Origin of the sequence: Kluyvera ascorbata (assembly GCF_023195735.1) — a bacterium.
Taxonomy (GTDB): Bacteria; Pseudomonadota; Gammaproteobacteria; order Enterobacterales; family Enterobacteriaceae; genus Kluyvera; species Kluyvera ascorbata.
The window spans coordinates 3657865-3682705 of the sequence record NZ_CP096201.1 but is presented as its reverse complement, the minus strand read 5'-3'; the positions used below and the strand labels follow the sequence as shown (position 1 = coordinate 3682705).

The window sequence follows — 24841 nt, the reverse complement described above, 5'->3', positions numbered from 1 at the left end:
AAAATTCTGACAAAGCTATCTAAATGGTGGCTTTCACAGAGTTTTATGTAAGTTTTAATTGGCTGCTGTCTCGCCAATCCCCGCAATGTATTCAACCAATCCAGTGGAATATTCTAAATGGCAAAGCTCACCGACAAACAAGAGCTGTTTGCCCGTGAGTACCTGAAAGATTTAAACGCCACTCAGGCAGCTATCAGGGCGGGTTACAGCGAGAAGACCGCCAAAGCGCAAGGCGCTCGCCTGTTGACTAATGTTAACCTCCAAAACTTTATCTCCTGCCTCATGAGTCAGCGCAATGAGATGGTTAGCATTGACTCTGCCTATGTCCTTCGTCGTCTGGTTGAGATAGACCAAATGGACGTTCTCGACATCATGACTGATGACATGAGTCTGAAGCCCGTCTCTGAATGGCCTGCATCATGGCGTCGCTATCTCAGTGGATTTGACCTTGCGGAAATGTTCGAAGGGCGCGGGGATGACCGAGAGATGGTTGGCATCCTGAAGAAGATTAAGTGGCCTGACAAGGTGAAGAACCTTGAGTTGCTAGGCAAGCATGTCGATGTGCAAGCGTTCAAAGAGAGCATCAAAACCGAGCAGTCAGGAACTCTTGAGGTGGTTAATTACTCACCATCCGATTACGCCGCTGCGCAGAAGGCGCTAGAGGGAAAACTAACCGGCCTGGACTAACTATATGAGCGAAATTATCGAGTGGGATGATTTAACCTTCCCGGATCGCGTTGTGCTCAAGTCCAAGTCAACGAAGTCATTCCTTAACTTTACACGCGTTTGGTTCGAGCTGATTCAGGGTGATCGTCTACTGGTTAACTGGCATCACCGCCTGATGGCATCAAAGATTGACGATTTGCTTGCTGGTCGATTAGAGCCGCGCAACCTGATCATCAACATTCCGCCAGGCGGAACGAAGACAGAATTCTTCTCCATTCACTTTCCTGCCTACGTCAATGCACTGGTGCAGGAAGGGAGATTAAAACGCTTCCGCAACCTGAATATCTCGTTTGCTGACACGCTGGTAAAACGCAACTCACGCCGTACCAGAGACATCATAGCCAGCCGCGAGTATCAGGAGTTCTGGCCTTGCTCATTTGGCGTTAACCAGGCCGAAGAGTGGGAGATAAAAGACGATCGCGGTCGTTCAATAGGGCAGACGGTATCACGCTCCAGCAACGGGCAGATTACCGGTGGTCGTGGTGGTTACTACGGTGATGAGTTCTCCGGCATGGTTATGCTGGACGACTATAACAAGCCTGTCGACATGCTCAGCGAGTCGCGCAGGAATAGCGCCAACACGCTGCTGGTGAATACCATTCGCTCCCGTCGTGGCGATAAGTCGAAAGAGCATCCGACGCCGTTTGTGAGCATCCAGCAGCGATTGCATACCGACGATGCTACCGGCTTTATGCTGAGTGGTGGCATGGGCGTCAAATTCCACCACGTCGCTATCCCGGCGATGATTGATGAGAAATACATCCAGTCTCTTGCAGAGCCTTGGCGCTCACTATGCTGGGATACGGTAAAAGACACCGACTCTGTTGTGGTTGCCGGGACTCGATATTGGTCCTACTGGCCGCAGATGGAGGACGTTAACGACCTCCTGCAATTGTGGGAGAAAGACCGCTATACGTTCCTGTCTCAGTACCAGCAAAACCCGATGGCGCTCACTGGCGGAATCATCGATACCGAGTGGTTCCAGACGTATACGACGTTACCACAGCTGACTCATCGGGCCGTGTATGTCGATACGAACAGCGGCAAGGTTGAGGACTGGCTCGATTACACCGTTTTCACGCTTGTGGGAATGGGCGTCGACGGAAACCTCTACATCATCGATGTTGTGCGCGGTCGCTGGGATCCGGAAGATTTGCTGACTAAAGCAGAGCAGCTTTGGGAAAAGTGGCGCATGCAGGGAACGATTCGAATCATGCCGGTTCGCCACATGGCTATCGAAGAGAAACAGGCAGGACAGGGGCTGATAACCACGCTGAAGAAGCGCAGCGCCACCCCGGGACAGATTGCGATACCCGTTAAAGAAATCCCCCGAGGCACCGGCCAGAACAAGCTGGTTCGCTGCCTGAACGTCATTCCTCAGATAAAGACTGGCAAGGTTTATGTCCCTGCAACCCACAGCAATGATGGCGCGGTGAGTTCTCATGTCTATTACGAGGATGGGTCGGTCGCCGCGAATACCGATTGGGTGCTGACGGCAATGACAGAGTGTGCAGCGTTCTCTGCTGACGACAGCCACGACAATGACGACATACTAGACACCTGGATGGATGCCATAGACGACAACCTGATTTCAGGTATTCAGCCGATGGTTATCGATCCACGACAACTCAGGAGAATTTAAGTGTGGCCGTTTAAAAAGAAACAAGTTGCCGCGCCTGAGCCGGTGAAAGAACCCGAAGATGTTCAGATGAAGATTCGCCCGGAGGCCGTGGCCGATGTTTCTGCCCGACCTCAAAAAGAATTTCAGCAGTACAGGCCGCCAAAGGGAGTTATCCCGGAGAACATTGAGTCAGGAATCCTGGCTATGGACTCTACCCCTTACGCCGCACTAAACGATGCGTATCAGGGATTCACCTACGGATACCCCGATACTTTTCCCGGATACCCATACCTCGCCACGCTGGCTCAGAAGCCAGAATACCGGAAGATGGTCGGCACCCTGGCTGAAGAGATGACCCGCAAGTGGATTAAGCTCAAAACAGTGGGTGATGAAGACAAGTCCGATCGCGTTAATCAACTTTACGATGCGATGGAGAGATTCAAGATCAAAGATCGCTTCCGTGAAGCGGCAGAGCATGATGGCTATTTCGGTGGCGGTCAGATTTATATCGATGTGCAGTCGGCACGGGGAGTTTCTGCGTGGACTGACCCGGTAGAACTGCAGTCAAAACTATTCCTGTCTGACAAGAAGATCAAGAAAGGAAGCCTGCGCGGATTCACAGTCATTGAGCCAGTCTGGACTTACCCGGGGGTGTATAACACCGACAACCCGATGAGTCCTGACTTCTACAAGCCGACAGAATGGTTTGTGATGGCTAAGACGGTTAACGCCAGCCGCATGATGGACTTCGTTTCTCGCCAGGTTCCTGACCTGCTGAAAGCGGCCTATAACTTCCGTGGGCTGAGCCTTACTCAGATGGCGGAACCATACGTCAATAACTGGTTGCGAACCCGTGACAGCGTTAGCGACATGATCCACTCGTTCTCGGTTCCTGTTATCGGTACCAACATGAGCACAATCCTGCAGGGCGGGGCAGCCGACACGCTGATCGCCAGGCTGGATATGTTCAACCAGTGCCGGGATAACAGAGGGGCTTTTGCGAAAGACAATAACGCCACTCAACCCGAAACTGTTGAGTTCGTTAACGCCCCGCTTAGTGGTCTGGATAATCTCCAGGCGCAAGCGCAGGAGCAGATGTCAGCGGTATCAAGCATCCCCCTGGTTAAGCTCCTTGGCATCACCCCAAGCGGCCTGAATGCCTCATCAGATGGCGAGATTCGCGTCTTCTACGACTTCATCCACGCGCTTCAGCAAATCCTGTTCAAGGACAACCTGACCCGTGCGCTTAACATCATTCAGCTATCCGAGTTCGGTGATATAGACCCTGATATCACCTTTGAATTTGAGCCTCTCTACGAGTTGAGCGAGAAGGAAAAGGCAGATATTCGCAAAGTCGACGCAGACACTGATGCGGTTTACATCACCTCCGGTGTTCTGGCTGGAAAAGAAGTGCGGCAAAAGGTTGCCGATGACCCGGACAGCCCTTACCACTCACTGGACTTGAGCGATGACATCGAAATCGAAGAAGACTACGAAGACGATGAGCAGAGGGATGAAGAAGCCGACGCAGCAAACGCTGAGAGCAATTCATCCTAACGCTGGAGTCGAAGCGTGGTATCGAAGGCAGCTTGATAATCAGGTTAGGGAGATGCAGAAGTCCGTTGTTTACTGGCTAACCGCAAACTACAAGGCTAGCGGGGCGGAGGTGGCAATGGACGAATCTCCCGCTGTATTTATGCGTGAGGCGATGCGTAAGCTGGCTAAGCGGTGGACGAAGCGTTTCGATGACATGGCGCAAAAACTTGCCGACCGGTTCGCAACTGACGCTATGAGCAATACGGACGCTTCTCTTGGCAGTGCGCTGAAGGATACAGGGTTCACCGTGCAGTTCAAGATGACCTCGCAGATGAACAACGCACTGCAGGCAACCATCACCGAAAACGTCATCCTGATTCGCTCCATCCCGGAGAAGTATTTCACTGAAGTGGAAGGCATGGTGATGCGGTCGGTTGCCCGTGGTCGTGACCTTGGTTATCTGACCGAAGAGCTGCAAAAGCGATACGGCATCACTCGCCGCCGCGCTGCAACAATCGCACGAGACCAGAACAACAAAGCCACCTCAGTGATGCAGGCGGCCAGGCAAAAGGCACTGGGGATCACTCAGGGCATCTGGCGTCACTCTCACGCCGGCAAAGAACCGCGCCACTCTCACGTTAAGGCTGATGGAAAGGTATTCGACCTCGACAAAGGCATGTACCTGGACGAGAAGTGGGTGATGCCTGGTGAGGAAATCAACTGCCGGTGCACATGGTCACCAGTTATCCCCGGAATCACTAAAACGGAATAAAAATGACGATCGAACGGTTAGCGTTTGACCGCGCATCCGTGCGCACAATCGACGGTAACGGGCGACTGCAGATAGCAAAAACAAACATCAGCAAGGCCAATGTCTGCCCGTACTACGGGAAAGAGATTCCCAACTACGAAAAGCTTGGCCTGCAGCCGGACAAGATTTACCAGTTGTACCGGCACCCTGATGAGCTGAAGAAAGCCGCCCACACATTCAACAACATCCCCGTTCTAGACCGCCACGTCCCCGATTTCCCATCAGATCCGCCTCGCGAATTTCGCGTAGGTGCAACTCACTCCAACTGTGAGTTTGATGGGACGTACCTGACTGTCGGCATGACCATCTATGACGACTCAGCGATGGCCGGGATAGAGACGGGTGAGCAAAGAGAATTGTCTGCATCGTATCAGTACGTCGCAGATATGACCCCCGGAGTAACGCCTGATGGTGTGCCTTATGACGGCATCATGCGCGATCTGGTCGGTAACCACGAAGCGCTGGTCCCTGAAGGCCGCGCAGGTAGCGACGTACTGGTCGCTGATTCACTACCTACAGGAATGAAAAGAATGTCAGAGCTTACCAAAAAGGTAATGGCAGCTATCGCGCCGCTGCTGGCGAAGGATGCTAAGCCAGAGGAAATCGAAGAGGCGGTTGAGAAAGAAGTCGCCAAAGATGAGGAGACACGCGCAGAGCGTGACAACGAGTCTGAAGCGGAGCGCCTGAAACGCGAAGAGCGTGAACTGAAAGAGCGTGAAGAGCGCGAAAACAAAGACCGCAAGCGCGATATCGCCGAAGACGAAGATGACGACGACGATAAAAAGAAAAAGACCGCAGACGACGAGGACGATGACGACAAGAAAGACGACAAAGTCTCAAAAACTGCGATGGACTCTGCGATCCGCCTGGCTACCGACAGCGCCACTAAGCGCGCCGCCGAGAACTTCCGCAAAATCCGCGAAGCAGAGTTGGTAGTGCGCCCCCTAATCGGCGACGTCGTGGCTATGGACTCCGCCGATGACGTTTATCGCACCGCCCTTGAGCAGTCTGGCGTCGATATCAAAGGAGTTCACCCTTCTGCGTTCCCGGCCCTGGTTCAGATGGCAATCAGCCAGAAACAAAATTCACGTCCTGTCATTGCTCAGGATTCCACTTCAATCAGCGATTTCGAGAAAGCATTCCCGACCGCTGGAAAACTGAAACGAGGTTAATCATGGCAGGTTTTCAGAGTGTAATTAATCAGTATCCGGCCCCCGGAGTAGAGGGTGGCTTTGCCAGCACCAACCCCCACGCGACATATCTGGCTGGAGAGGGTGCGCTGGTAGCAGGTGACACCGGTTTAACGGTGGGACGATTTGCATGGGATGACGATGGCGTTGCATCAAATGCTGGTACCGGCGCGCCGTCCGGTTTTGTGCATCGTGACGGCCAGGCATCCATTACTGTTTGGCTTGGTGAAGCATCAATGCTGATTCAGCCTGGTCGAGAAGTTACCCTGATGACTGCAGGTGACTTTTGGGCCAAAACGGCAACAGCAGCAACCCGCGGACAGAAAATCTTCGCCTCACTCACTACTGGCCAGGTTCAGACCGGTGCAGCCGGTGCCACTGTGGCTGGGTTTGTAGAAACCGACTTCTTTGTAGGCAGCGCCGCAGATGCCGGTGAGCTTGTCAAAATCACCACCTGGAGCAAGTAATGAACGAATTTCAGCGACACTACGCCGCAGCGAGCGGTAAATACGGCATCGTGCTGCCGGGTGCAAAAGAGTACCTGAAGCCTGAATTCGCCGATAACTATCAGATGGCGATGGATGCTCAGCCGAACATGGTCACCACGCCAAACTCCGGCATCCCGGCGTACTTCACCAACTACGTTGACCCTGAGCTGATCCGCGTACTGGTAACTCCGATGAAGGCCGCAGAAATCATCGGCGAAGTGAAGAAAGGCGACTGGACAACCCTTACCTCTCAGTTCCCGATTGTGGAGTCTGTAGGTGAAACCAGTTCCTACGGCGATTTCAACAACAACGGCATGACCTCTGCGAACGTGAACTGGGTTCCTCGCCAGTCATACCACTACCAGACCCACACCCGGTGGGGTGAGCGCGAGCTGGACATGTACGGTGCTGGGCGCATTGGCTATGCCGCAGAGCTTAACGTCGCTTCTGCTCTGACCCTGAACAAGTTCCAGAACAAATCGTACTTCTTCGGCATCGACGGTCTGGAAAACTACGGCCTGCTGAATGACCCGAGCCTGAGCACTCCGGTAACACCTGGCGCAACCGGCACTGGTGGCAGCCTGAAATGGGCGGATAAAGACGGCCAGGCCGTTTATGACGACATCTCTGGTCGCCTGTACGCCAAGCTGATCGCACAAACCAAAGGTCTCATTGAGCGCACCGACGCCATGACCCTGGCAATGTCTCCTGAAATGGAAGTTAACCTGACCAAGACGAACATGTACAACGTGAACGTCTCTGACCAGCTGAAGAAAAACTTCCCCAACCTGCGCATCGAAACCGCAATTGAGTACGCCACTGACGCTGGCGAGATGGTGCAACTTATTGCTGACCGCCTTGGCGATCAGGACACGGCTTATGCGGCATTCACCGAAAAAATGCGTGCTCACGCTGTGGTGGTCGAAGAGTCGAGCTGGAAACAGAAAAAATCAGGTGGCACATGGGGCGCGATTATTCGCCAGCCTCTGGGCATTGCATCAATGCTGGGAGTTTAACGAATGTCTGAATTAGTAACCGTAGGCTGCAAACTGCCGAATGGACTGGTGATTGAGCATGAAGGGTATGCGGTGGAGCTTAACGGCTCCAACTCTTCTCTGGTCGTAGGTGGTTACGGCTTGACTGAAGGCGTTGATAAAGACGCCTTTGAAAAGTGGCTTTCTGTCCACAAAGACCAGCCTTATGTGAAAAAGGATCTGGTATTTGCTCAAGCCAAAACCAACAGCGCTCAGGCGAAGGCGACTGAAAACGCCAAGGTCAAGTCTGGACTGGAAGGCCTGCCGCAAGACAAGCCGATGGCTGGCATCGAAAAATCGGACGGTAAGTAATCATGGCGATCGTTGTCTTTGACATTAACGCATTTCGTGAGCGTTACCCGGAGTTTGATGCCGTAAGTGACTCGCTGCTGAATGCGTATTTCGTCGAAGCAACGGTCTACCTCGATAACACCGACAGAAGCCCGGTTTGCGATATCGCGTTTCGGACCATTTATCTGAATATGTTGGTTGCTCATCTTGCTGCGCTCAATTCCGGCGCAAACGGTGAGAAGCCGACCGGATTGGTTGGGCGCGTAGCGAGTGCGTCTGAGGGTTCTGTTTCTGTCTCCCTCGGCGAGGTTCCTGTAAGCGACGCTTCCTGGTGGTATCTGCAAACACCATACGGCGCAGCGTACTGGCAGGCGACAGCTCCTTACCGAATCATTCGCTACGTGCCCGGCGGCTCACCTTCCATGTATCCGAGTCATTACTACCGCAGGCCAGTAACCAGGAGATAGCAATGGATAAGGTTATGGATTTTCTGGACTCTGTTGGATCTGAACTTTCATCAAAACAACTGAAGGTCGGGTTTCTTGAGGGGGCCACTTATCCGGACGGGACTTCTGTTCCCATGGTGGCAGCGTCAAACGAGTTTGGTAACCCAGCTAGCGGCAGTCCTCCGAGGCCGTTCTTCAGAAATTCTATCTCAGAGAACGAAGTGAAATGGTCCGAAAACGCAGAATCCTTGATGAGAACCCACAACGGAGACACCACTACGGTTCTTGAGTTGATGGGGGAGATCATCAAGGATGACGTCATGCGGTCTATAGGGGAGATTTCCTCGCCAGCATTGAGTCCGGTGACGATACTTCTACGTGATAGATTCCCGATGAGGGACGGAATGACATTCAGCGACGTACTCAAGGCCCGTGAGGATGTTAAAGCTGGAGTTACTGGAAGTGGTTCAAACAAGCCGCTGATATGGACAGGTCACATGCAAAACTCCGTGGATTATGAGGTGGGCGATCTTGAACCTTAGACAAATAGCTAACCGCGCCACGGCGTCAATCAATCCCAATATCCCGGCAACTGTACGCCGATATACGGGCGAAGTAATGGGGCCAGGGCGCAAGCCCATCCCTCAGTACGCACCAGATGAGCAAATCACCATCCAGTTTCAGCCTCTCACCAAAGGTGATTTACAGCACGTAGACGGCCTCAATATTCAGGGTCTGTTCAAGTCCATCCATGTCAACGGAAGCTTCTACAGCGTAAACCGCGAGATGCAGAAGGGCGGCGACCTGTTCATTGTCGATGGGAAAACGTGGCTGGTCATTGAGCCGCTGGAGCTTTGGACAGATTGGTCGAGGCTGCTGGTCTGCCTGCAGGTGGATGAATGAATGACTTCACGATAGACAACGTCATCGATGTGCTAGCTGACTTTGTTGAGCCCATTTGCGGAAAGGCGCAGCAGGCTCAGGCTAACCGGGTTCCTATGCCAAAAGACCAGTTTTGCATCCTGACCCCGTTGCGATTCACCCGGCTATCCACGACGCGAGATGTTAGCCAGGACACCGGCGACTCATCGACAAGTGCCATGGGTTACACCGAAGTGCGGCAGGCTGACATCCAGGTGGACATCTACGGGGATGGCGCTGGAGACAGAGCTATCGCTCTGGAGACAGTTTTCACCAGTGGGTATGCCTACGAAAAAATCAAAGCGCGGGACGAGCGTCTCGCGCCTCTTTATTCAAGCGCTGCTATTCAGGCTCCCATGATTAACGCCGAGAGCCAATGGCAGGAGCGCTACACCCTCACTCTCTCCCTGCAGGCGCACATTACCGTGTCGTTCCCTCAGGACTATTTCGACAAAGCAGAATTTACAACTGAACAGGTGGATGGACGCCAATGAGCACAATTCCTCTTTCCCTAGATTTTAGTATTACGCCCAATGTCGTTTCGCCTGCCGGTTCTGCGGTTGATGCAAACGGCCTGATGCTGACGGATAACGAGCTGATCCCGGTCGGCGCGGTGCAGTCTTATTACTCATCATCTGACGTATCGGCGCTGATGGGTAGCGACTCAAAAGAATTCCTGGCAGCGCAGCAGTATTTCAACGGCTATGACAATTCCTCTGTCATCCCGGGTGAATTGCTGATGTATCGCCTTGTTACTGCTCCGGTTGCTGGCTATTTGCTGTCCGGCAACCTTAAAGGAGCACCTCTAGCTACTCTTAAAGCCATCCCGGCTGGCACTATCACCCTGACAGTTGATGGAACCTCAGTAACTAGCGCATCAATCGACCTTTCATCTGCGACAAGCTTCTCTGATATTGCTGATGGCCTTGAAACAGGCATTGGAGCTAGCAAGGTCTCTGTCGAGTGGCTGCCTATCGCTAACCGGTTCATCATTCGCTCGGCAACAACCGGCGCGGATAGCGAGGTATCATTCGCTTCTGTGGGTACGCTGGCAACTGGCCTCAAGTTAACTCAGGACACTGCCGCTACGGTGTCTCCTGGCTCTGATGCAGTAACACCTACAGACACGATGAATAACATCATCAACACCAATCAGAACTGGATTCTGTTCCAGACGCTGACTGAGTTGACCGACGACCAGAAGACCGAACTTTGCGCATGGGCAAGCGCGAGCCATAACCGCTATGGTTACGTGGTTCACGACACCTCCGCAGCTCCTACGGTCGCTAATAACGCCTCCTGCTTCGTGCAGTCAGTCGTTGTGGCTAATGGCTACGAGAACATCTTCCCTATCTACGGGTCGTACCTGTATGCAGTAACGGCGCTGGCCTACGCTGCGTCAATCGACTTTGCGCGAACCAATGGGCGTATCTCGTTCAAGTTCCGCGGCTTCTCTGGTCTTGCGCCAAACGTAAGCGATCTGGCAACGGCACAGGCTCTGAAGTCCAACGGCTATAACTTCTACGGCTCATACAGCCTGAACAAGACCATGGCTCAGTACGCATCCGACGGCGCGATTACCGGCAAGTTTGTCTGGCTGGATAGTTTCATTGACCAGGTGTGGATTAACGCCAGCCTGGTAGGTGCGTATGCAACTCTGTTCACTGCTAACCAGTCCTACCCGTTCAATGATAATGGCTATGGCGCGGTGCAAGCAGCGACAATTGATGTGGCAGAACAGGCGTTAACATTCGGCGCGATTCAGCGCGGCGTGGTGCTGGATAACTCGCAAATCCGTATTGTGAACACATCGGTTGGCAAGGATATCTCGGCGACCCTGTACTCTCAGGGCTGGTATTTATATATCCCGACGCAGACCGGTTCCGCGCGTCTTTCTCGAGACCTTCAGGGTGTAATTTTCTATTGGGTTGACGGCCAACTAATCCAGTCAATCACGATGTCTTCAACCGCTATTCTGTAAGGACGACAAAATGTCAGATATTACAAGTGCCAACTCCAAACTGCGCATTGTCGTTCCAGCTTATTATCCAACCGGATTTGACGTTGAAGATTACGCGGCAGATAGCATGTTTGAGACCGCGTCACGACAGAACAAAGAAGATGTAATGACCGCAGACGGAAATTACCATGCTGGTTATATCTTCAACCCATCAGAGTTCACTATCACGCTTTCTCCGGCATCAAATACTGGGCTTTTGCTGGATAACTGGACCGCGGCAGAAGAGACGGCCATTGGAGCATTTGTTTGTAATGCGACGCTAACGGTTCCTTCCTTGGGGGCAAAATGGAATCTTGTTAATGGTTATCTAATTAGCTGGGTTCCAACGCCTCCTGGCCGTCGAATTCTTCAGCCTCGCGCCGCTGTATTCCGATTCAAATCAGCATTACGGAGCTCTATCTAATGTCACGTAAAGAGATCCCCTTTATTGTCACCAAAGAAGGTCGAGATAAAGGGAAGGAGTTCATCATTACTGAAATGTCAGCGTGGGACGCGGATACGCTGTCGCAGGATATCTTCCGAGCGATGGGTGATTCAAATTACAGCAGTATCCCCGCAGACGTTATCTCAATGGGTTGTGCGGGGCTTGCGACTGTCGGATTAAGTGTTATATCCGCTTCTTCTCCTGATGTTTCCAAATCCCTTCGCGACCGACTGATGTCTACTGTTGATATTGTCATTACCCACGAAGGTAAACGCCAGCAGAGAAAAGTAGATGGCTCTATCGACTTTGAAGAAGTGTCGACAATCCGCGATCTGCTGGACAAAGTGTTCGAGGTCAATTTCAGTTTTTTAACGATCGCCGGAGAGTAAAGTACCCGTATCTCGAAGAGGAATCCCTCCCGGCAAAGCTCGTTTCCACTGTCAATATCTCACCAACCCTCAACGCCATCATCTGCTCAGGAAAGGCCACGTATATCGACCTTCAGGAAAAGCTATCCGTCATGGATATGTACAACCTGCTGGAGATTATTTCCGTGGACAACTTCAATCAGCGCGTCTGGCATAAGCATCAGGAGCAATAATGATCATCAATGAGTTGGCCTATAAGGTCACGCTCAGGGCCGACGAGTTCCTGAATGGTAAACGTAAGCTGAAGGATGAAGTACGCGGACTGGAGGGTGATTTCGACCGCTCCAGCCGAAACATCAATCAGACGCTGAAATCTACCTCAGGCGAGATGACCAAGTTCGGCTCGGCGGCCGTATCATCGTTTCGCGGTGCTTATACCGCCGCAGCCGGATTCCTGGGTATTGGTGCTGGCCTGTACGGCATCAAGCAACTTTTTACCTCGACGGCTAACGAGATTGTTCGAGCCAGCCAGCAGGCGAAGTTCTTCGGCTCTGACGTGAACAAGATGTTCGGTGTGCAGCGCGGATTTAAACAGGCCGGCTTGAACGGCGATGCGTTTATCGGCGCCTCCGGTAATGCTCGCATGGCGCTGGCCAATATCGCTGACCCGACAATCTTTGGTGGGCTCACCGGTGCTGCACAGAACCTTATGGTGCTAGGCGCTCGTACCGGCCTGAACATCAATAACCTCGGCGACCCGAACAAGGCGCTGAGTGAGTTCACCCGCTACGGGAAAGGGCACTCCCAGGAAAACTTGATGCAGGTGATGGCGGCGGCCGGATTCGACCCGACAGACGCAGCCAAGATTAAATCTGGTGAACTGAAGTCGCTGGTTGATTCCGAGACCAAGAAGTCAAACATCACCGCAGCGCAGGTTAAAGAGCAAGAAGCGCTTGTCGCTACACTTGGTCAACTTGATGCAGAATTTGATCGCTTACGACAAGACATTGCGATAGCGTTCGCGCCAGAAGTGATAAACGCCATGAAGGATTTTGGTGGTTGGATCAGAGACCACCACGGCGATATTATCGGCTTCTTCCGTGACGCGGGTGATTCAATTAAAAAGCTGACCGAGTCTATTGGGGGAGCAAATACACTCCTGCTATTACTAGCGGCTGGCTTGCGAGCGAACCCGCTGGTTATGGGAGCAATTGCCGCCGCTGCGGCGAGCAATGGTATCGATAAAGCAAGGCAGGCAGCAGCATCACAAGGAAAAGATGTTGGTTCATACCTCTATGGTCGTGTTCATGAAGATAAAAAGCCTTTCCTTACCTGGGATTCCATAAAATCATTTTTTGTGCCAGATCAGTCTCAGTCATCTGGTTCAAAATGGCCCGCGCAAAGCACAATGGATGGCTTGCTTGACGCCTTGATGATGACGGAGTCTGGAGGAAATCCGCTAGCCTACAATGCCAGATCAGGAGCAACGGGTGCATATCAGTTTTTGGCTGGAACTGCTCGCGATATGGGGCTTAGGGTAGACTCAAAGGTTGATGAACGGTTAGATCCAGAAAAATCCAGGGCTGCCGCATCCGTCTATATGCGCCAACTTCTTAACCGCTATGACGGTAATGTTGATAATGCCCTGAGGGCGTACAACTGGGGAATGGGGAACGTAGATAAATGGATTGACAATGGTAGCAATGTCGCTGCATTGCCAAAAGAAACCAGAGAGTACACAGGGAAGGTGTATGGAAATATGGGAGGCGCAAGAGGGTATTACGAAATGCAGGGGAGGATGGCTGCTAACCGCCCATCGCCATTACAATATGGCGGAGGACAACCTCAAGTGCAAAACAGCACACACATCAACACGGTGAACGTGAATAGTAACCCTCAATCTGTAGACGCCCTGACAACAAGCATCAATCAGCAAGCTAAGCGGTCCTCTACTAACGCTGCTTTTTCCAGTGCAATAAAGTAAATAGTTATTAACTTGAAGTTTTGCTTCCTACCTGGATAATGAAGTTACTTATATTTCGAATCGAGCATCTTATGAGAAGATCGTTACTGTATTTCTTCATTTATGTGTTCACACTTATTTTTTTTGCAAAACCAGTAGATCAATTGATGACTATTAATGCTGGTTATGCACTACTTCTTCTCGTTGCATGGGTGGCTATATCTTCAGCAATAGTTCACATCATTCACTTTTGGCCCACTAGGGTCAGATAACAAGGCCCACTTCGGTGGGCTTTTTTATGCCCGCAGTAAATTACCCGCGCTTCACACGCGCAAGTTATAATCCAAGAGCCTACAGAAAGCTGAGCCTGAGAACTGCCGTATAGGTGGCGACCTCTCTTGGGCGGCTTTTCTGTGTGACAGGCTCGCTTTCTATAGGCAAATCGCAATGACATACCCAACTGTTATCAACGGCTTCGATTTTCGTGAGCTCATCTTCTTGTCCGGCACGGAATCAGCAACTGATACATTCAAAGTGGCAAAGGCCTTTGGGAAGGGCCATAAGGATGTGATGAGAAAGACCAGAAAGGTGATCAACTCATGCTCCCCGGATTTTGCAGAGCGCAATTTTACGCTTTGCCATGAAAACAATGAGTTACAGAACGGAAAGCCTCAGCCATTTTACAGAATGACTCGTAACGGCTGGACGATGCTGGTTTTCAGCTTCACAGGGGCTGCCGCGTTTGCATTCAAAGAGGCTTACATTGCCGCGTTCGACTGGATGGCTGACATGATCGCCCAGGGCAAGCATAACCTTGAGGCTGAGCGAAATGCGGTCATGCTGGAGTTCATGAAAGAGAAAGATGTAGCGAGTATGTCAGGCCGTCTACTCAATCGCTGGGGCAGAATTAAAAAGCCAGCTCTGCTTGCAAGAATCGAACGGATTGAGCAGCAAGGGCAAATTAGGCTGCCAGGATTTGCAGAGAAAATAGCTGAATAGTCAGCGTGCATTTTTGCACGGCACGCATCATACCCGCTCCGGCGGGTTTTTATTTTCCGGAGCACCGATGAGCATCATCGACTTAAACACAGCAGATATATTCAACGCCATTGGCGGCGGTTCTCCGCTATCCATTATCGATAGTGTTTTGCATCCGCAGTACGTCATCCGAAACAATAAAACCAACGATGTGGCGCTCGAGTTTAGCGGCATGGCTTCTATCCAACCCGGCGGTCGTGCTCAGATAACAAACGCACCGGTTGAGAAGGGCCAGTATCAGTCGATAAACAAAGTAAGGGAGCCCGCGGTAGTTCGGTGTTCCATCATTATTAGCGGACTGACGGGCTTCACCGGAAGCATCCCTAACATCTTTGACCTGACATTCACCAGCCAGAGTTCCACTTTAAGCACCATCAAAGAGATGCTTTCCGCTACGGAAATCTATGACATTGAAACGCCGAAGGAAACGCTGACTAGCTACGACCTCATGGATCATGACTATGAGGTTAACTCTCAGCGGGGTGTGAGCATGTTGACCGTCTACCTGGTTTTTCAGGAGGTCATGCAGCAAATGGAGGTGACACTTTCAGGTGCTCAATCAGCAAATAAGCCTACAGATGATGCCAAAAATCAGGGTGTCACTGGCGCTGGGGCTGTGACGCAAAACGCCAGTTCAACTACATCAACGCTGGACCAATTAAGCAAGTCATGGTCGTCACTAAAATCAGCAATCGGCGATATTGCCAGCGGAGTTTCTGACACCATAACAACTGGCTTTAAGAGCGCGCTTGATACCGTTGCGGAGCCTGTTCTGGATGTAACTAACAGCGCCACACAGAAAGCTACCGAGATAGCAAAAAACATTAGTGGAAACATCACTGGGCCATCAGGTAAATAAAGATGCAGACCATCTCGATAGAGCCTAAAAAGTCGCAGAGCCTTTCCATTACCCTTGCCGGACAACTGTGTATTATTCGTCTTATCCAGCGTGAGAGCTTCATTTATATGGACCTTACTGTGAACGGAAATCCGATCATGCAAGGCGTCCCATGCTTGTACGGGAATAAGATGGTTGGCTACGCATATCTTGGATTTAAAGGTGATATGGTATTTATTGATAATGATGGACAATCAGACCCATCTTATGAAGGGTTAGGCAGTAGATATATTCTCTACTACATTGAGGAGAGCGAAATTGTATAAGCAACACACTCTCCGCTTTGAGTTTACTAATACAAAAGAACCATTCGATAAGAATGGAAACAATAAATTATCATTCAGCAATATAAAATCTACAGCCTCTCTGAATGATGTCATTGGCATGACCGGGTCTAGTGCTGATATAGCTCTATATGGTCTCAGCCTTGAAAGAATAGCTTCCCTGTCAGGTAGGGCTGATGGGAGTATGCTTAACACCCAAAATATCAATGTTGGAATTTTTGCTGATGAAATATTGGTTTTTTATGGGGTGATGACATCGGCAGTAGCAAATATAAATCAGGCTCCTGAAAGTGGGTTAATGATATCAGCAAGCGCTAGCGCGGAGTTGAGAAACAAGCCAGTTAGCCCATTTAGCTCAAGAGGCCCGCAGGCTATTACAGACGTTATAAATGCAATTTGCACTTCAGCAGGTTATGAGGCAGTTTTTGGTGATGGTGTAAACGGCATGACTACTTCCGGAAGTCCTCACTTTGAAGGGAGCGTGTTCGATCAATTAAATAGCGTATGTTCCGATTATGGCTTGGCAATGGCGGTAACCCCCCCAGGAAAGGCTGAATTCTGGCCTTCTTCATCACAGCGAGGGAGTTCCATTCCTTTTATATCAAAAGAATATGGGCTGATCGGATATCCTGTTTTTTCTGGTGGTGGCGTAATGTTTCAGACTCAATATTCATCCCTTCTTTCTATCGGAAGATATATTGAATTAGAAACGGAATTGCCTTGGGCCAGCGGTAGATATCATTTAAATAGCGTAAGGAGCGAGCTTTCTGCATGGGTTTCTGGAGGCCCATGGCACTCTATATGCACCGCTTCCAGGACGGCAGAGGAGAGGGCTAAGGCTCAGAATACCAATGGATAATAGTCAATTTACTCCTACCAGTGCCCAGATTAATGACGCTGAATCGATGGCATACGCTTTTGAGATGCTTCTGTCTGGATATTACTTCATTGAGATTGTGATGGTGATGAATGTGCGGGGAGAGGATGAAACCCTCGTAGTGGACGTACTTCCTTTGCTTTCACGTCAGAATAGAAACGGAGCGCCAATAAAAAACTCTGTGATTTATGACATTCCAGTCTTCAGGTTGCAAAGCGGTAATAGCGCCGTAGTGATTGACCCAATACCTGGGGACATTGGTCAAATTCTTATTAATGACAGAGATACAACACTGGTGAGGGCAAACAGAAAAGAGTCCCCTCCTGGAAGTTCCAGAAAGCACAGCAAATCCGATGCAACATACATGGGTGGCGTACTCAACGCAAAACCTACTGAATTCGTAAAGTTCACTGGCTCTGGAATCAACATCAAATCATCCGGCACCGTGAACATCAACGGCCTGAAAATTCTTCCTGATGGGCGCTTGCAGCTTGTGGATGGAAGTATTGTTGACGGACATGACCATGGTGGAATTGAACCAGGCTCAGGCAGAACAGACCCTCTGGATCCATAAGATGACATACAGAACCATGCAACTAGATACCGGTACGTGGGATTTGACGCTTGATGGCGCGGGTAATCTGGCAATCGCCAATGATGGTTACGCGACAGCGCAGGATGTTGCCAGTGCTTGTCTGGTGTTCTCAGGTGAATGCTATTACGACAACACCCTGGGAATTCCCTGGAAGACAGACGTTCTCGGTAAGCGGCCCTCACCCGGCTACATCCAGCAGAAGCTGCAGACGGAAGCATTGAAACTCCCGATCGTGGATAAAGCCCTTGCTAACGTTTTCTTCGATAAAAACACCAGGACAATGCGCGGCACCATCAGAGTTGAAGACATCAACGGGGACATCTCACAGGCGACTTTATGACGACACTAAATACAGCTGTTCCGGATGTCACAATAACCGAGAATGGCCTACTGGTACCGGATGTATCAGACGTCCTTGCCGGGCGACTAACCGACATGACAACCGCGTTGGGCGGCGGCGCTAGCCAATCACTAAGCTCACCGCAGGGGCAACTGGCGCAGTCTGATACCGAAATTATTGCACAAGGGTATGACAAGCTACTTTGCCTGTTTAACCAGATTAACCCTGACTATTCTACTGGGAGGTTTCAGGACGGTATTGGCCGCATCTATTTCCTGGAGCGAATCTCAGCACAGGGAACGGTAGTAACAGCAACCTGTATTGGCAAGGTTGGCACAATCATTCCTGCAGGTAGTTCTGCAATCGACACTGCCGGCTACATTTACCAGTCGAAAAGCGACGCAACGATCCCTTCAACTGGTAGTGTTGATGTTCAGTTTACTAACACTACTACCGGTCCGATTTCGTGCGCAGCTGGCGCATTAAATCAAATCTATCGGGCTGTGTCCGGATGGGATTCAATCAACAATGCCAACCCAGGTGTAGTTGGTGTGGATGTTGAATCTCGCATTGCGTTTGAGACCAGGCGCAAAGAGTCCGTAGCAAGAAATAGCCGTAACATGGATGGTTCTGTGCTTTCTAAGTTACTGGAAACTGATGGCGTACTTGATGCTTATGTCTGGTCAAACAGGCTAGGGACGACTGTTAATAAAGGCTCTACCAACTTCCCGGTTCTTGAGCATTCGATATACATATGCGTTTACGGTGGGTCATCCGCTGACATTGCTGAGTCGATTTTCAAAACCTACAACGGTGGCGCAAATATGAATGGTGATACAACCTTCACTATTTACGACAACGTTAATTACTCTTCTCCATATCCCGAGTATGTCATGCAGTGGCAAACAGCGGACCCAACACGGGTATATTTCAAAGTAAACCTGGATGCCAGCCTTAACCCGCCTAGCGACATAACAACGCAGGTGCAAAGCATGATCATCGAGGTATTCAATGGAGAGTATGACGGTATTGCAAAAGCAAGAATTGGTGCGTCAATTAACAGCGGGAAGTACTACGCACCGGTAATTTCAATATCACCTGATACTCTCGGCATCTTGTCTATCGGAGTATCTCTGGACGGAACAACGTTTTCCCCATCAGTGACAATGGGCATTGATCAGGTACCGACACTTCAGGCATCAGACATCACGGTGACATTAACATGAGTTGGAATGACACAATACTTACCCAGTATTCTGCCAGCCAACGCCTCCTCAGTATTATAGACACCTTCGATCAAGCCGTTAGCCTTGATGACTTCACTGACGAATTCATTTCTGAGGTGTGGGATTTGACCACCTGCGGATCATTCGGTCTGGATATGTGGGGAAAGAGAGTTGGCATTGGCAGATACATAACTGCCCCAATTGATAGTGACTCATTCGGTTTCTCTGAGGCTGATGATGGAAGCACTGGATATCCATCACCATTCAACGACTCCCCATTTTATGCAGGAGTTCAGGAAACCACGAATGTCAGATTAGGGGATGATGCCTACCGGACATTGATATTCTGCAAGGCATTCTCAAACATAAGCATTGCGACCATCCCGGATATAAATCGCTTCCTGAGGATGCTCTTTGCAAATAGAGGAAGGGCATATTGCATAAATTACCGTTCAATGACTCTTGGAATTACCTTTGAGTTCTCCCTTGCTCCATTCGAAGAATCAATACTTACCAATTATGACGTTGTGCCAATTCCTAGTGGTGTCCAACTCAATATAACCCAGATAGTCCATCCTTATTTTGGTTTTGCTGAAGACGCTTACCCGTTTAACGACGGAACATTTTTCTAGAGACTAAATATGAATCGCACAGATGCACCCAAGAAACAACCAGTGCCATTTGGCACAAATGGACCGCGCCAGGATTTGCTTACCACAACTCCTGCCGGAAGCAATAGAGCATCTTACGATGCTGGTTATCCACAAGTAACCATGATCCTCAAGTCTGCGGGTGGCATTCCACCTGAAGGGCAGGATATGAACCAAATCCTGTTCGAGCTTTCAGCGATCGGACGGTGGCTTTCAGCTGGCGCACTGAATGCTTACGATGACACCTTTTCCACTGCTGTCGGTGGGTACCCTAAAGCATCAGTTATTGTTGGTGATGATGGTTCTTCTATCTATATCAGCACGGTTGATGCAAACACGAATAACCCTAACTCCACACCTACAGGGTGGCTGAGCCTGGCTAAAGTTACAGCCATTGCAGCATTGGCCGGTGGCGCTGATAAGCTCCCGTACTTTACTGGGGCAAATACAGCCGCTCAAACTGATTTAACATCAGTTGGCCGGGATATCATCGGTAAATCTTCGATTGCTGATGTACTCACTTATCTTGAGCTTGGAACAGCTGCAACTAAAAATGTCGGAACCGGAACAGGGCAGATCCCTGATATGAGTTCCTTTATCGGTTTAAATGGGGCGTCTGGATATAAATATTTACCCGGTGGAACATTAATCCAATGGGGTACTATTGCCACTGTTTCATCTCCAGCTGGTTACACCACCGGAACATTCCCAATCGCGTTCCCAAATGCACCTCGGCAGATATTTATAACCCACGACAACCCAAATACAAACATACTGTGCTTTGGTTCTGCTGATATGCCAAGCAAAACACAGTTAAGGGTTTACTCCTGTGCCGTCAACGTTAACAATTTCACCATGAGCTCTAGCTCCAGTGTTGTTTTTAGATGGTTTTGCATTGGTGACTAATTACTTACCGGAATAACACAATGAATAGCATTAAATTTAGCATCACCGAGCAAGCTTTTTATGATAATAATTACCAGTCACCTCCAACAGATGCCATAGGCATCAGCGAAGAGGACCATTGGAGGTTGATATCAGGAATGAATGACGGGGAGAGGCGTGTTTATTTGGATGTGGATGGGCGGTTGTGTCTGTCAGATAAAAGGCCGTCATCGTTTCATAAATTCGACCCCGACAAGAACACCTGGTACATCTCAGATGAGGATTTTTCTGCAATAAGCATCGCAGAAGCGGAAAGCAAAAAATCCTCTCTGCTGTCTGAAGCAGCAAAAGAAATTGAATGGAGGAAGTATGCTGTTGAGAAGGAGGTTGCAACGGATGAAGAATCAAAAGAACTTGATGCATGGGAAATGTATAGAGTCACGCTCATGAGAGTCAAGACTAGCGAAGCCCCTGACATTGAATGGCCTTCACCTCCAGCATCTTAATCCTAAATGCTCATGAAACACCTTCCCATTACATAAATATTCTCAATAGGGAAGGTGGTTCCTGAAGTGGCAGATCACTCAGATAACTTGAGATTACTGGCGATCATTAAAAGCTAGCGCCTTAGAGCTTAAAATAATCCTGCCAAGTCGTATTGATGGTTGCTCCACGTAGTTGTAAGTCAACATGGATGCAGCAATGGTAATGGCAAGAATTAATGGGTAATATGCGCAATACGCTTCAAATCCTCTTGAGAAATCAAACACGTCAAAAACGCTAAAAACCAAGTAAAGAGTCAATCCATGAAGTAAGTATATGCTATAACTAATATCACCAAGAATCTTCATTCCTTTTAAATGAAACAACCCAAAGATATCACCACCATTAACCACAATTATAAAAACAAGCAAAACAAGAATCATTTGTTGTGCTGAATATGCTGGGGTGAAAAATAACGTAAATGAGATTAAAGACAAGAGAAATAAACCTGAGATGAATTTAAATCGCATGATCAGTTTTTTTACAGAACGCATCTCCAATGTTGATGCTGCGGAAAGCGCAAAAAGAGCGTAGAAGAGTGGCTTTGTCTCACTTAAAACATATGCCAGAATTGGGGCTGTTAATAAAATTGCCAACTTGCATCTTACATTCCATTTTGATATTGAATATATAATCGGCAAGGATAAGTAAAATCCCCATTCGTAGAGCAGGGTCCAGTTAACACCGGAAATCATTAAGTTGGTGCTAGAACTACCAAGGAATGAGTTTGTGAACATAGCCCAGTTAACGAATGACCTTATCAAGGCATATAGCCCTATCTTGCTGTAACCAGACTCAATTACTGCTAACGAAAAAACTACCGCTCCCACGAAAAGGTATAGAGGGTATATTCTGAATATCCTTCCCTTATATAAATTAATCCATGATATTTCATTCTTTTTCATCTTCTTAAGGAAGAGATAGCCTGTAATCATAAAAAATAAAGATACAGCAATTGCCCCTAGGTTATCTAATGCATATTGTTTCGGTGCAAACCATTCCCCAGTGGTCTTCCACATGTAAGTGACGTAGAAATGGTGTGTCATTACTGATATCGCTAACAGGCCTCGCAATCCGTCGATCGGAGAATTTCTTGATAATGATTCATATCTAGTAGGGGAAAGCCTAAACGCGCCAATTAGAACGGCACCAAGAATTAAGCTAAAGCACATTATAGGGATTATTAGCATAGTTGGTTCTATCATTATTAAACTAAGGGTAACTATAATTATTTGTGAACTATACCACTTACACGTCTGATTCTGAAGCTTAAGCCTGGTTATGGAGCGGTATCTTGCTGAACAATCTCCAGGGATTGACGCGACTAAAGCGCCTGATATCGAGTGTCCGACAGTGCCTGGCGTGTAATGGGGCATGCATGGGGCAAAAAATTAGCGCAAAACAACTCAAAACCGATGAAGGTGGTGATTAGTCTTGCGCTAATGCTCTGTGGGGCATGGGACCAATTCGGGACAGTCATGCATTTCCACTGATTGTCATGGGTTGCTAACTTTTATCATCATGGGACGTGTGAGCGCAGTGATGATGCGGTAAGTTGCTGTACTTGATAGTAGTTCTAGGAACTTCTAAGTCGTGGGCCGCAGGTTCGAATCCTGCAGGGCGCACCATTTTCCTGAAATTTCCCCCACATTCTTCCCCTGGCAAGAGTGCGAATCTGCTCACATAATGTTCACTGTTCGTTTGTCTAAACCAGAATACGTCAATTATACTGTATGAAATTACAGTATTTTAACGGAGGCAGTATGGACTACGAGATAAAGCAGGTTCAGCAACGCAAAATCGCCGGTTTTCATATGGTTGGGCCGTGGGAACAGACGGTCAAGCAAGGGTTTGAGCAGCTGATGATGTGGGTAGATGGTCAGCAGATCCCCGCGCAGGAATGGCTTGCCGTTTATTACGATAACCCTGATGAGGTCCCGGCGGAAAAGCTACGCTGCGATACGGTCGTATCGGTTGCCGATGATTTCGTTATTCCGCCAAACAGCGAAGGCGTGATGTTGGCGGAAGTGGCGGGCGGGCTGTATGCCGTCGCACAGGCTCGCGTCATTGACCACGACTTTGCTACGCCCTGGTATCAGTTCTTTGATAGCGTTCTGAAAGATAAAACCCACCAGTGTGCGCCTAAGCCCTGCTTTGAAATTTACCACAACAATGGGGCGGAAGACGGCTACTGGGATATCGAGATGTTTGTGGCGGTTGAACCAAAAGCCTGACCTGAAAACGCCAGAGCGTAAAGTATGTCTCTGGCGTCGCTGGGCTAACGGTATATATGGCCGATGATTAATGCAATGCCTTCGCAATCGCGCTAAACATCAGCGAGGCTTCCAGCGGCTGGGCGCTGAATGACGGTTCCGCCTGCGGCCAGGTCGACCACTGGACGATCACCAGATTTTCCGCGCGGTTGACCATAATCATCTGGCCATAAATCCCCAGTGCCCACATCGAGCCTTTCAGCGAGTCCTGCGGCGCTGGCACTACGTTTTTAGCGTTGGCAGGCACTTCGTTATTCCACCACTGGTAGCCATAAAGCCCCTGCGGATGCGCGGCGGAGACTGAGTTTTTCGCCTTGTTCCAGTCGGCGGATTGAGCCACCCAGTTTTCTGGCAGAATCTGCTTACCGTTCGGCAGACGGCCGTTGTTCAGCACGAATTCGCCGAAGCGGCCCCAGTCTTCCAGCGTGGCGTTAAAACCATGTGCGCCAACATCATGCTGGTTTTTGCTGTAGGAATGCCATACGCCATCGCTCGCCATGCCATACGGCTGCCAGATGCTTTTCTCAAGGTAGGCGGCAAGCGTCATACCCGTTGCGCGCTCCAGCACATCGCCCAGCAGCCAGGCACCGCCGGAGGAGTAGGACCAGACCTCACCCGCCGGATGAGCGCGTTTCAGGCCGGAAACCAGCGTGCGAACGCAGTCGTAGGTACCTGCGTGCGCTTCGCACTGCGTGAGTTTGGCGAAGTCAGACTGTGGGTTGGCATAATCTTCATTCCACGCCACGCCGGAAGTGTGCTGAATCAACTGTTTCAGCGTCACGCCGTCCCAGGCCGTACCTTTCAGGTCGGGTTCATACTGTGTGACCTGGTCGTCCAGCGAGTGGATTTTCCCTTCTTTTAACGCTACGCCCACAAGCGTAGAGACCACCGATTTTCCGACCGAGCGGGAGGTCCAGAGCGTGGTATCGGTGTTGCCCTCGCCAAGGTATTTCCAGGCAATCTTACCGTCCTTTAGCACCAGCATGCCGCTCACGTTCTGGCGTTTAATATAATCCTGAAGCGTCCACTGTTTGCCGTTGACCTGATAGCTCGCCTGCGTCAGCGGTTTTTCCGCCGCGGCGAGCGGCACGGATTTGCCGTGGTGGAAAACATCGCCCTGATAGTTGCGGTAGTCGTTACGAAAACCGATGACACGATCGGCCTGACTCCAGGTCAGCATTGCTTTTGTATCGGGCAGTTTTGCATCAAAGGGGGCCGGGCAGGCGGTGAGTTCGGTGCCTTCACAGGCCGCCATTACGGGTGAGGAGAGGAATGCCCCAGCCACCAGGCTTGCCAGCAGGCAGTACTTTGCAGGTAAAGATTTATGTTTATTATTCATAGCGTTCTCGATTTTAGTTATACCAATAGACACGTTGTCCCGGCGGGGTGACGG

The 24841-nt window shown here is 49.9% G+C and carries 29 protein-coding genes; 27 read left to right on the top strand and 2 right to left on the bottom strand.

What is annotated here, in order from left to right:
* The first annotated feature begins 117 nt into the window (after window positions 1-117).
* From MY052_RS17620 to MY052_RS17495, 26 genes are all read left to right on the top strand, one after another.
* Complete coding sequence (locus MY052_RS17620) at window positions 118-687, top strand: terminase small subunit (protein ID WP_248537521.1); 570 nt, start codon at window positions 118-120, stop codon at window positions 685-687.
* Window positions 688-691: 4 nt separating this feature from the next.
* Window positions 692-2368, top strand: coding sequence for a phage terminase large subunit (terL, locus tag MY052_RS17615; RefSeq protein WP_248537520.1), 1677 nt, complete (start codon window positions 692-694; stop codon window positions 2366-2368).
* Window positions 2369-3904: a DUF1073 domain-containing protein gene (locus tag MY052_RS17610; RefSeq protein WP_248537519.1), complete on the top strand. Its 1536-nt coding sequence runs from the start codon at window positions 2369-2371 to the stop codon at window positions 3902-3904.
* A gap of 52 nt (window positions 3905-3956) precedes the next feature.
* The gene (locus tag MY052_RS17605; RefSeq protein WP_248538961.1) at window positions 3957-4655 is read left to right on the top strand and encodes a phage head morphogenesis protein; all 699 of its coding nucleotides are present in this window, start codon (window positions 3957-3959) and stop codon (window positions 4653-4655) included.
* Window positions 4656-4657: 2 nt separating this feature from the next.
* The gene (locus MY052_RS17600) at window positions 4658-5866 is read left to right on the top strand and encodes a DUF2213 domain-containing protein (protein WP_248537518.1); all 1209 of its coding nucleotides are present in this window, start codon (window positions 4658-4660) and stop codon (window positions 5864-5866) included.
* 2 nt (window positions 5867-5868) lie between these two features.
* The gene (locus tag MY052_RS17595) at window positions 5869-6351 is read left to right on the top strand and encodes a structural cement protein Gp24 (protein WP_248537517.1); all 483 of its coding nucleotides are present in this window, start codon (window positions 5869-5871) and stop codon (window positions 6349-6351) included.
* Window positions 6351-7388: a DUF2184 domain-containing protein gene (locus MY052_RS17590; protein ID WP_248537516.1), complete on the top strand. Its 1038-nt coding sequence runs from the start codon at window positions 6351-6353 to the stop codon at window positions 7386-7388. Before MY052_RS17595 ends, MY052_RS17590 begins: the two co-directional genes overlap by 1 nt.
* Window positions 7389-7391: 3 nt before the next feature.
* Window positions 7392-7718 (top strand): hypothetical protein, encoded by a 327-nt coding sequence (locus tag MY052_RS17585; RefSeq protein WP_248537515.1) that lies wholly within the window; start codon window positions 7392-7394, stop codon window positions 7716-7718.
* A gap of 2 nt (window positions 7719-7720) precedes the next feature.
* Window positions 7721-8164, top strand: a complete 444-nt coding sequence (locus tag MY052_RS17580; RefSeq protein WP_248537514.1) for a DUF4054 domain-containing protein — start codon at window positions 7721-7723, stop codon at window positions 8162-8164.
* A 2-nt stretch (window positions 8165-8166) separates the two neighbouring features.
* On the top strand, window positions 8167-8685 hold the full coding sequence (locus tag MY052_RS17575; RefSeq protein ID WP_248537513.1) for a hypothetical protein: 519 nt from the start codon (window positions 8167-8169) through the stop codon (window positions 8683-8685).
* A complete protein-coding gene (locus tag MY052_RS17570; RefSeq protein WP_248537512.1) occupies window positions 8675-9046 on the top strand; it encodes a hypothetical protein in 372 nt (123 codons plus the stop codon). The genes MY052_RS17575 and MY052_RS17570 overlap by 11 nt, the downstream gene beginning before the upstream one ends.
* Window positions 9043-9558, top strand: coding sequence for a phage neck terminator protein (locus MY052_RS17565; RefSeq protein ID WP_248537511.1), 516 nt, complete (start codon window positions 9043-9045; stop codon window positions 9556-9558). The genes MY052_RS17570 and MY052_RS17565 overlap by 4 nt, the downstream gene beginning before the upstream one ends.
* Window positions 9555-11045, top strand: a complete 1491-nt coding sequence (locus MY052_RS17560; RefSeq protein ID WP_248537510.1) for a DUF3383 domain-containing protein — start codon at window positions 9555-9557, stop codon at window positions 11043-11045. The genes MY052_RS17565 and MY052_RS17560 overlap by 4 nt, the downstream gene beginning before the upstream one ends.
* 10 nt (window positions 11046-11055) lie before the next feature.
* The gene (locus tag MY052_RS17555) at window positions 11056-11487 is read left to right on the top strand and encodes a phage tail fiber protein (protein ID WP_248537509.1); all 432 of its coding nucleotides are present in this window, start codon (window positions 11056-11058) and stop codon (window positions 11485-11487) included.
* Complete coding sequence (locus MY052_RS17550; RefSeq protein WP_248537508.1) at window positions 11487-11897, top strand: hypothetical protein; 411 nt, start codon at window positions 11487-11489, stop codon at window positions 11895-11897. The genes MY052_RS17555 and MY052_RS17550 overlap by 1 nt, the downstream gene beginning before the upstream one ends.
* Window positions 11898-12108: 211 nt before the next feature.
* Complete coding sequence (locus MY052_RS17545; RefSeq protein WP_248537507.1) at window positions 12109-13860, top strand: lytic transglycosylase domain-containing protein; 1752 nt, start codon at window positions 12109-12111, stop codon at window positions 13858-13860.
* Between the two features lie 426 nt (window positions 13861-14286).
* Complete coding sequence (locus tag MY052_RS17540) at window positions 14287-14838, top strand: Rha family transcriptional regulator (protein ID WP_248537506.1); 552 nt, start codon at window positions 14287-14289, stop codon at window positions 14836-14838.
* Window positions 14839-14905: 67 nt separating this feature from the next.
* Entirely contained in the window at window positions 14906-15736 is an 831-nt protein-coding gene (locus tag MY052_RS17535; RefSeq protein WP_248537505.1) for a phage baseplate protein, read from the top strand.
* A 2-nt stretch (window positions 15737-15738) separates the two neighbouring features.
* A complete protein-coding gene (locus tag MY052_RS17530) occupies window positions 15739-16041 on the top strand; it encodes a phage baseplate plug family protein (RefSeq protein ID WP_248537504.1) in 303 nt (100 codons plus the stop codon).
* Entirely contained in the window at window positions 16034-16918 is an 885-nt protein-coding gene (locus MY052_RS17525; protein ID WP_248537503.1) for a hypothetical protein, read from the top strand. The genes MY052_RS17530 and MY052_RS17525 overlap by 8 nt, the downstream gene beginning before the upstream one ends.
* Window positions 16911-17510 carry a hypothetical protein gene (locus MY052_RS17520; RefSeq protein WP_248537502.1) on the top strand — a complete coding sequence of 200 codons (600 nt, stop codon included), beginning with the start codon at window positions 16911-16913 and terminating at the stop codon, window positions 17508-17510. The genes MY052_RS17525 and MY052_RS17520 overlap by 8 nt, the downstream gene beginning before the upstream one ends.
* 1 nt (window position 17511) lies before the next feature.
* Window positions 17512-17871 carry a contractile injection system sheath initiator gene (locus MY052_RS17515; protein WP_248537501.1) on the top strand — a complete coding sequence of 120 codons (360 nt, stop codon included), beginning with the start codon at window positions 17512-17514 and terminating at the stop codon, window positions 17869-17871.
* Window positions 17868-19097 (top strand): baseplate J/gp47 family protein, encoded by a 1230-nt coding sequence (locus MY052_RS17510; protein ID WP_248537500.1) that lies wholly within the window; start codon window positions 17868-17870, stop codon window positions 19095-19097. The genes MY052_RS17515 and MY052_RS17510 overlap by 4 nt, the downstream gene beginning before the upstream one ends.
* Window positions 19094-19729, top strand: a complete 636-nt coding sequence (locus tag MY052_RS17505) for a baseplate wedge 1 family protein (RefSeq protein ID WP_248537499.1) — start codon at window positions 19094-19096, stop codon at window positions 19727-19729. Before MY052_RS17510 ends, MY052_RS17505 begins: the two co-directional genes overlap by 4 nt.
* A gap of 9 nt (window positions 19730-19738) precedes the next feature.
* Window positions 19739-20653 carry a gp53-like domain-containing protein gene (locus MY052_RS17500; RefSeq protein WP_248537498.1) on the top strand — a complete coding sequence of 305 codons (915 nt, stop codon included), beginning with the start codon at window positions 19739-19741 and terminating at the stop codon, window positions 20651-20653.
* Between the two features lie 20 nt (window positions 20654-20673).
* A complete protein-coding gene (locus tag MY052_RS17495; RefSeq protein WP_248537497.1) occupies window positions 20674-21138 on the top strand; it encodes a tail fiber assembly protein in 465 nt (154 codons plus the stop codon).
* A gap of 93 nt (window positions 21139-21231) precedes the next feature.
* Here the strand turns inward: MY052_RS17495 and MY052_RS17490 are convergent, their stop codons facing one another.
* A complete protein-coding gene (locus MY052_RS17490) occupies window positions 21232-22221 on the bottom strand; it encodes an acyltransferase family protein (RefSeq protein WP_248537496.1) in 990 nt (329 codons plus the stop codon).
* A gap of 717 nt (window positions 22222-22938) precedes the next feature.
* Between MY052_RS17490 and sbmC the strand changes: the two genes are divergently transcribed.
* On the top strand, window positions 22939-23409 hold the full coding sequence (gene sbmC, locus MY052_RS17485; RefSeq protein ID WP_248537495.1) for a DNA gyrase inhibitor SbmC: 471 nt from the start codon (window positions 22939-22941) through the stop codon (window positions 23407-23409).
* 67 nt (window positions 23410-23476) lie between these two features.
* Here the strand turns inward: sbmC and MY052_RS17480 are convergent, their stop codons facing one another.
* Window positions 23477-24787, bottom strand: coding sequence for a serine hydrolase domain-containing protein (locus MY052_RS17480; protein WP_248537494.1), 1311 nt, complete (start codon window positions 24785-24787; stop codon window positions 23477-23479).
* Window positions 24788-24841 lie beyond the last annotated feature (54 nt).

Bases quoted from the DNA above. Each gene is read 5' to 3' on its own strand.
- MY052_RS17620 (WP_248537521.1), top strand. From the start codon at position 118: ATGGCAAAGCTCACCGACAAACAAGAGCTGTTTGCCCGTGAGTACCTG.
- terL (WP_248537520.1), top strand. From the start codon at position 692: ATGAGCGAAATTATCGAGTGGGATGATTTAACCTTCCCGGATCGCGTT.
- MY052_RS17605 (WP_248538961.1), top strand. From the start codon at position 3,957: ATGCAGAAGTCCGTTGTTTACTGGCTAACCGCAAACTACAAGGCTAGC.
- MY052_RS17600 (WP_248537518.1), top strand. From the start codon at position 4,658: ATGACGATCGAACGGTTAGCGTTTGACCGCGCATCCGTGCGCACAATC.
- MY052_RS17595 (WP_248537517.1), top strand. From the start codon at position 5,869: ATGGCAGGTTTTCAGAGTGTAATTAATCAGTATCCGGCCCCCGGAGTA.
- MY052_RS17590 (WP_248537516.1), top strand. From the start codon at position 6,351: ATGAACGAATTTCAGCGACACTACGCCGCAGCGAGCGGTAAATACGGC.
- MY052_RS17585 (WP_248537515.1), top strand. From the start codon at position 7,392: ATGTCTGAATTAGTAACCGTAGGCTGCAAACTGCCGAATGGACTGGTG.
- MY052_RS17580 (WP_248537514.1), top strand. From the start codon at position 7,721: ATGGCGATCGTTGTCTTTGACATTAACGCATTTCGTGAGCGTTACCCG.
- MY052_RS17575 (WP_248537513.1), top strand. From the start codon at position 8,167: ATGGATAAGGTTATGGATTTTCTGGACTCTGTTGGATCTGAACTTTCA.
- MY052_RS17565 (WP_248537511.1), top strand. From the start codon at position 9,043: ATGAATGACTTCACGATAGACAACGTCATCGATGTGCTAGCTGACTTT.
- MY052_RS17560 (WP_248537510.1), top strand. From the start codon at position 9,555: ATGAGCACAATTCCTCTTTCCCTAGATTTTAGTATTACGCCCAATGTC.
- MY052_RS17555 (WP_248537509.1), top strand. From the start codon at position 11,056: ATGTCAGATATTACAAGTGCCAACTCCAAACTGCGCATTGTCGTTCCA.
- MY052_RS17550 (WP_248537508.1), top strand. From the start codon at position 11,487: ATGTCACGTAAAGAGATCCCCTTTATTGTCACCAAAGAAGGTCGAGAT.
- MY052_RS17545 (WP_248537507.1), top strand. From the start codon at position 12,109: ATGATCATCAATGAGTTGGCCTATAAGGTCACGCTCAGGGCCGACGAG.
- MY052_RS17540 (WP_248537506.1), top strand. From the start codon at position 14,287: ATGACATACCCAACTGTTATCAACGGCTTCGATTTTCGTGAGCTCATC.
- MY052_RS17535 (WP_248537505.1), top strand. From the start codon at position 14,906: ATGAGCATCATCGACTTAAACACAGCAGATATATTCAACGCCATTGGC.
- MY052_RS17530 (WP_248537504.1), top strand. From the start codon at position 15,739: ATGCAGACCATCTCGATAGAGCCTAAAAAGTCGCAGAGCCTTTCCATT.
- MY052_RS17520 (WP_248537502.1), top strand. From the start codon at position 16,911: ATGGATAATAGTCAATTTACTCCTACCAGTGCCCAGATTAATGACGCT.
- MY052_RS17515 (WP_248537501.1), top strand. From the start codon at position 17,512: ATGACATACAGAACCATGCAACTAGATACCGGTACGTGGGATTTGACG.
- MY052_RS17510 (WP_248537500.1), top strand. From the start codon at position 17,868: ATGACGACACTAAATACAGCTGTTCCGGATGTCACAATAACCGAGAAT.
- MY052_RS17505 (WP_248537499.1), top strand. From the start codon at position 19,094: ATGAGTTGGAATGACACAATACTTACCCAGTATTCTGCCAGCCAACGC.
- MY052_RS17500 (WP_248537498.1), top strand. From the start codon at position 19,739: ATGAATCGCACAGATGCACCCAAGAAACAACCAGTGCCATTTGGCACA.
- MY052_RS17495 (WP_248537497.1), top strand. From the start codon at position 20,674: ATGAATAGCATTAAATTTAGCATCACCGAGCAAGCTTTTTATGATAAT.
- MY052_RS17490 (WP_248537496.1), bottom strand. From the start codon at position 22,221: ATGACACACCATTTCTACGTCACTTACATGTGGAAGACCACTGGGGAA.
- sbmC (WP_248537495.1), top strand. From the start codon at position 22,939: ATGGACTACGAGATAAAGCAGGTTCAGCAACGCAAAATCGCCGGTTTT.
- MY052_RS17480 (WP_248537494.1), bottom strand. From the start codon at position 24,787: ATGAATAATAAACATAAATCTTTACCTGCAAAGTACTGCCTGCTGGCA.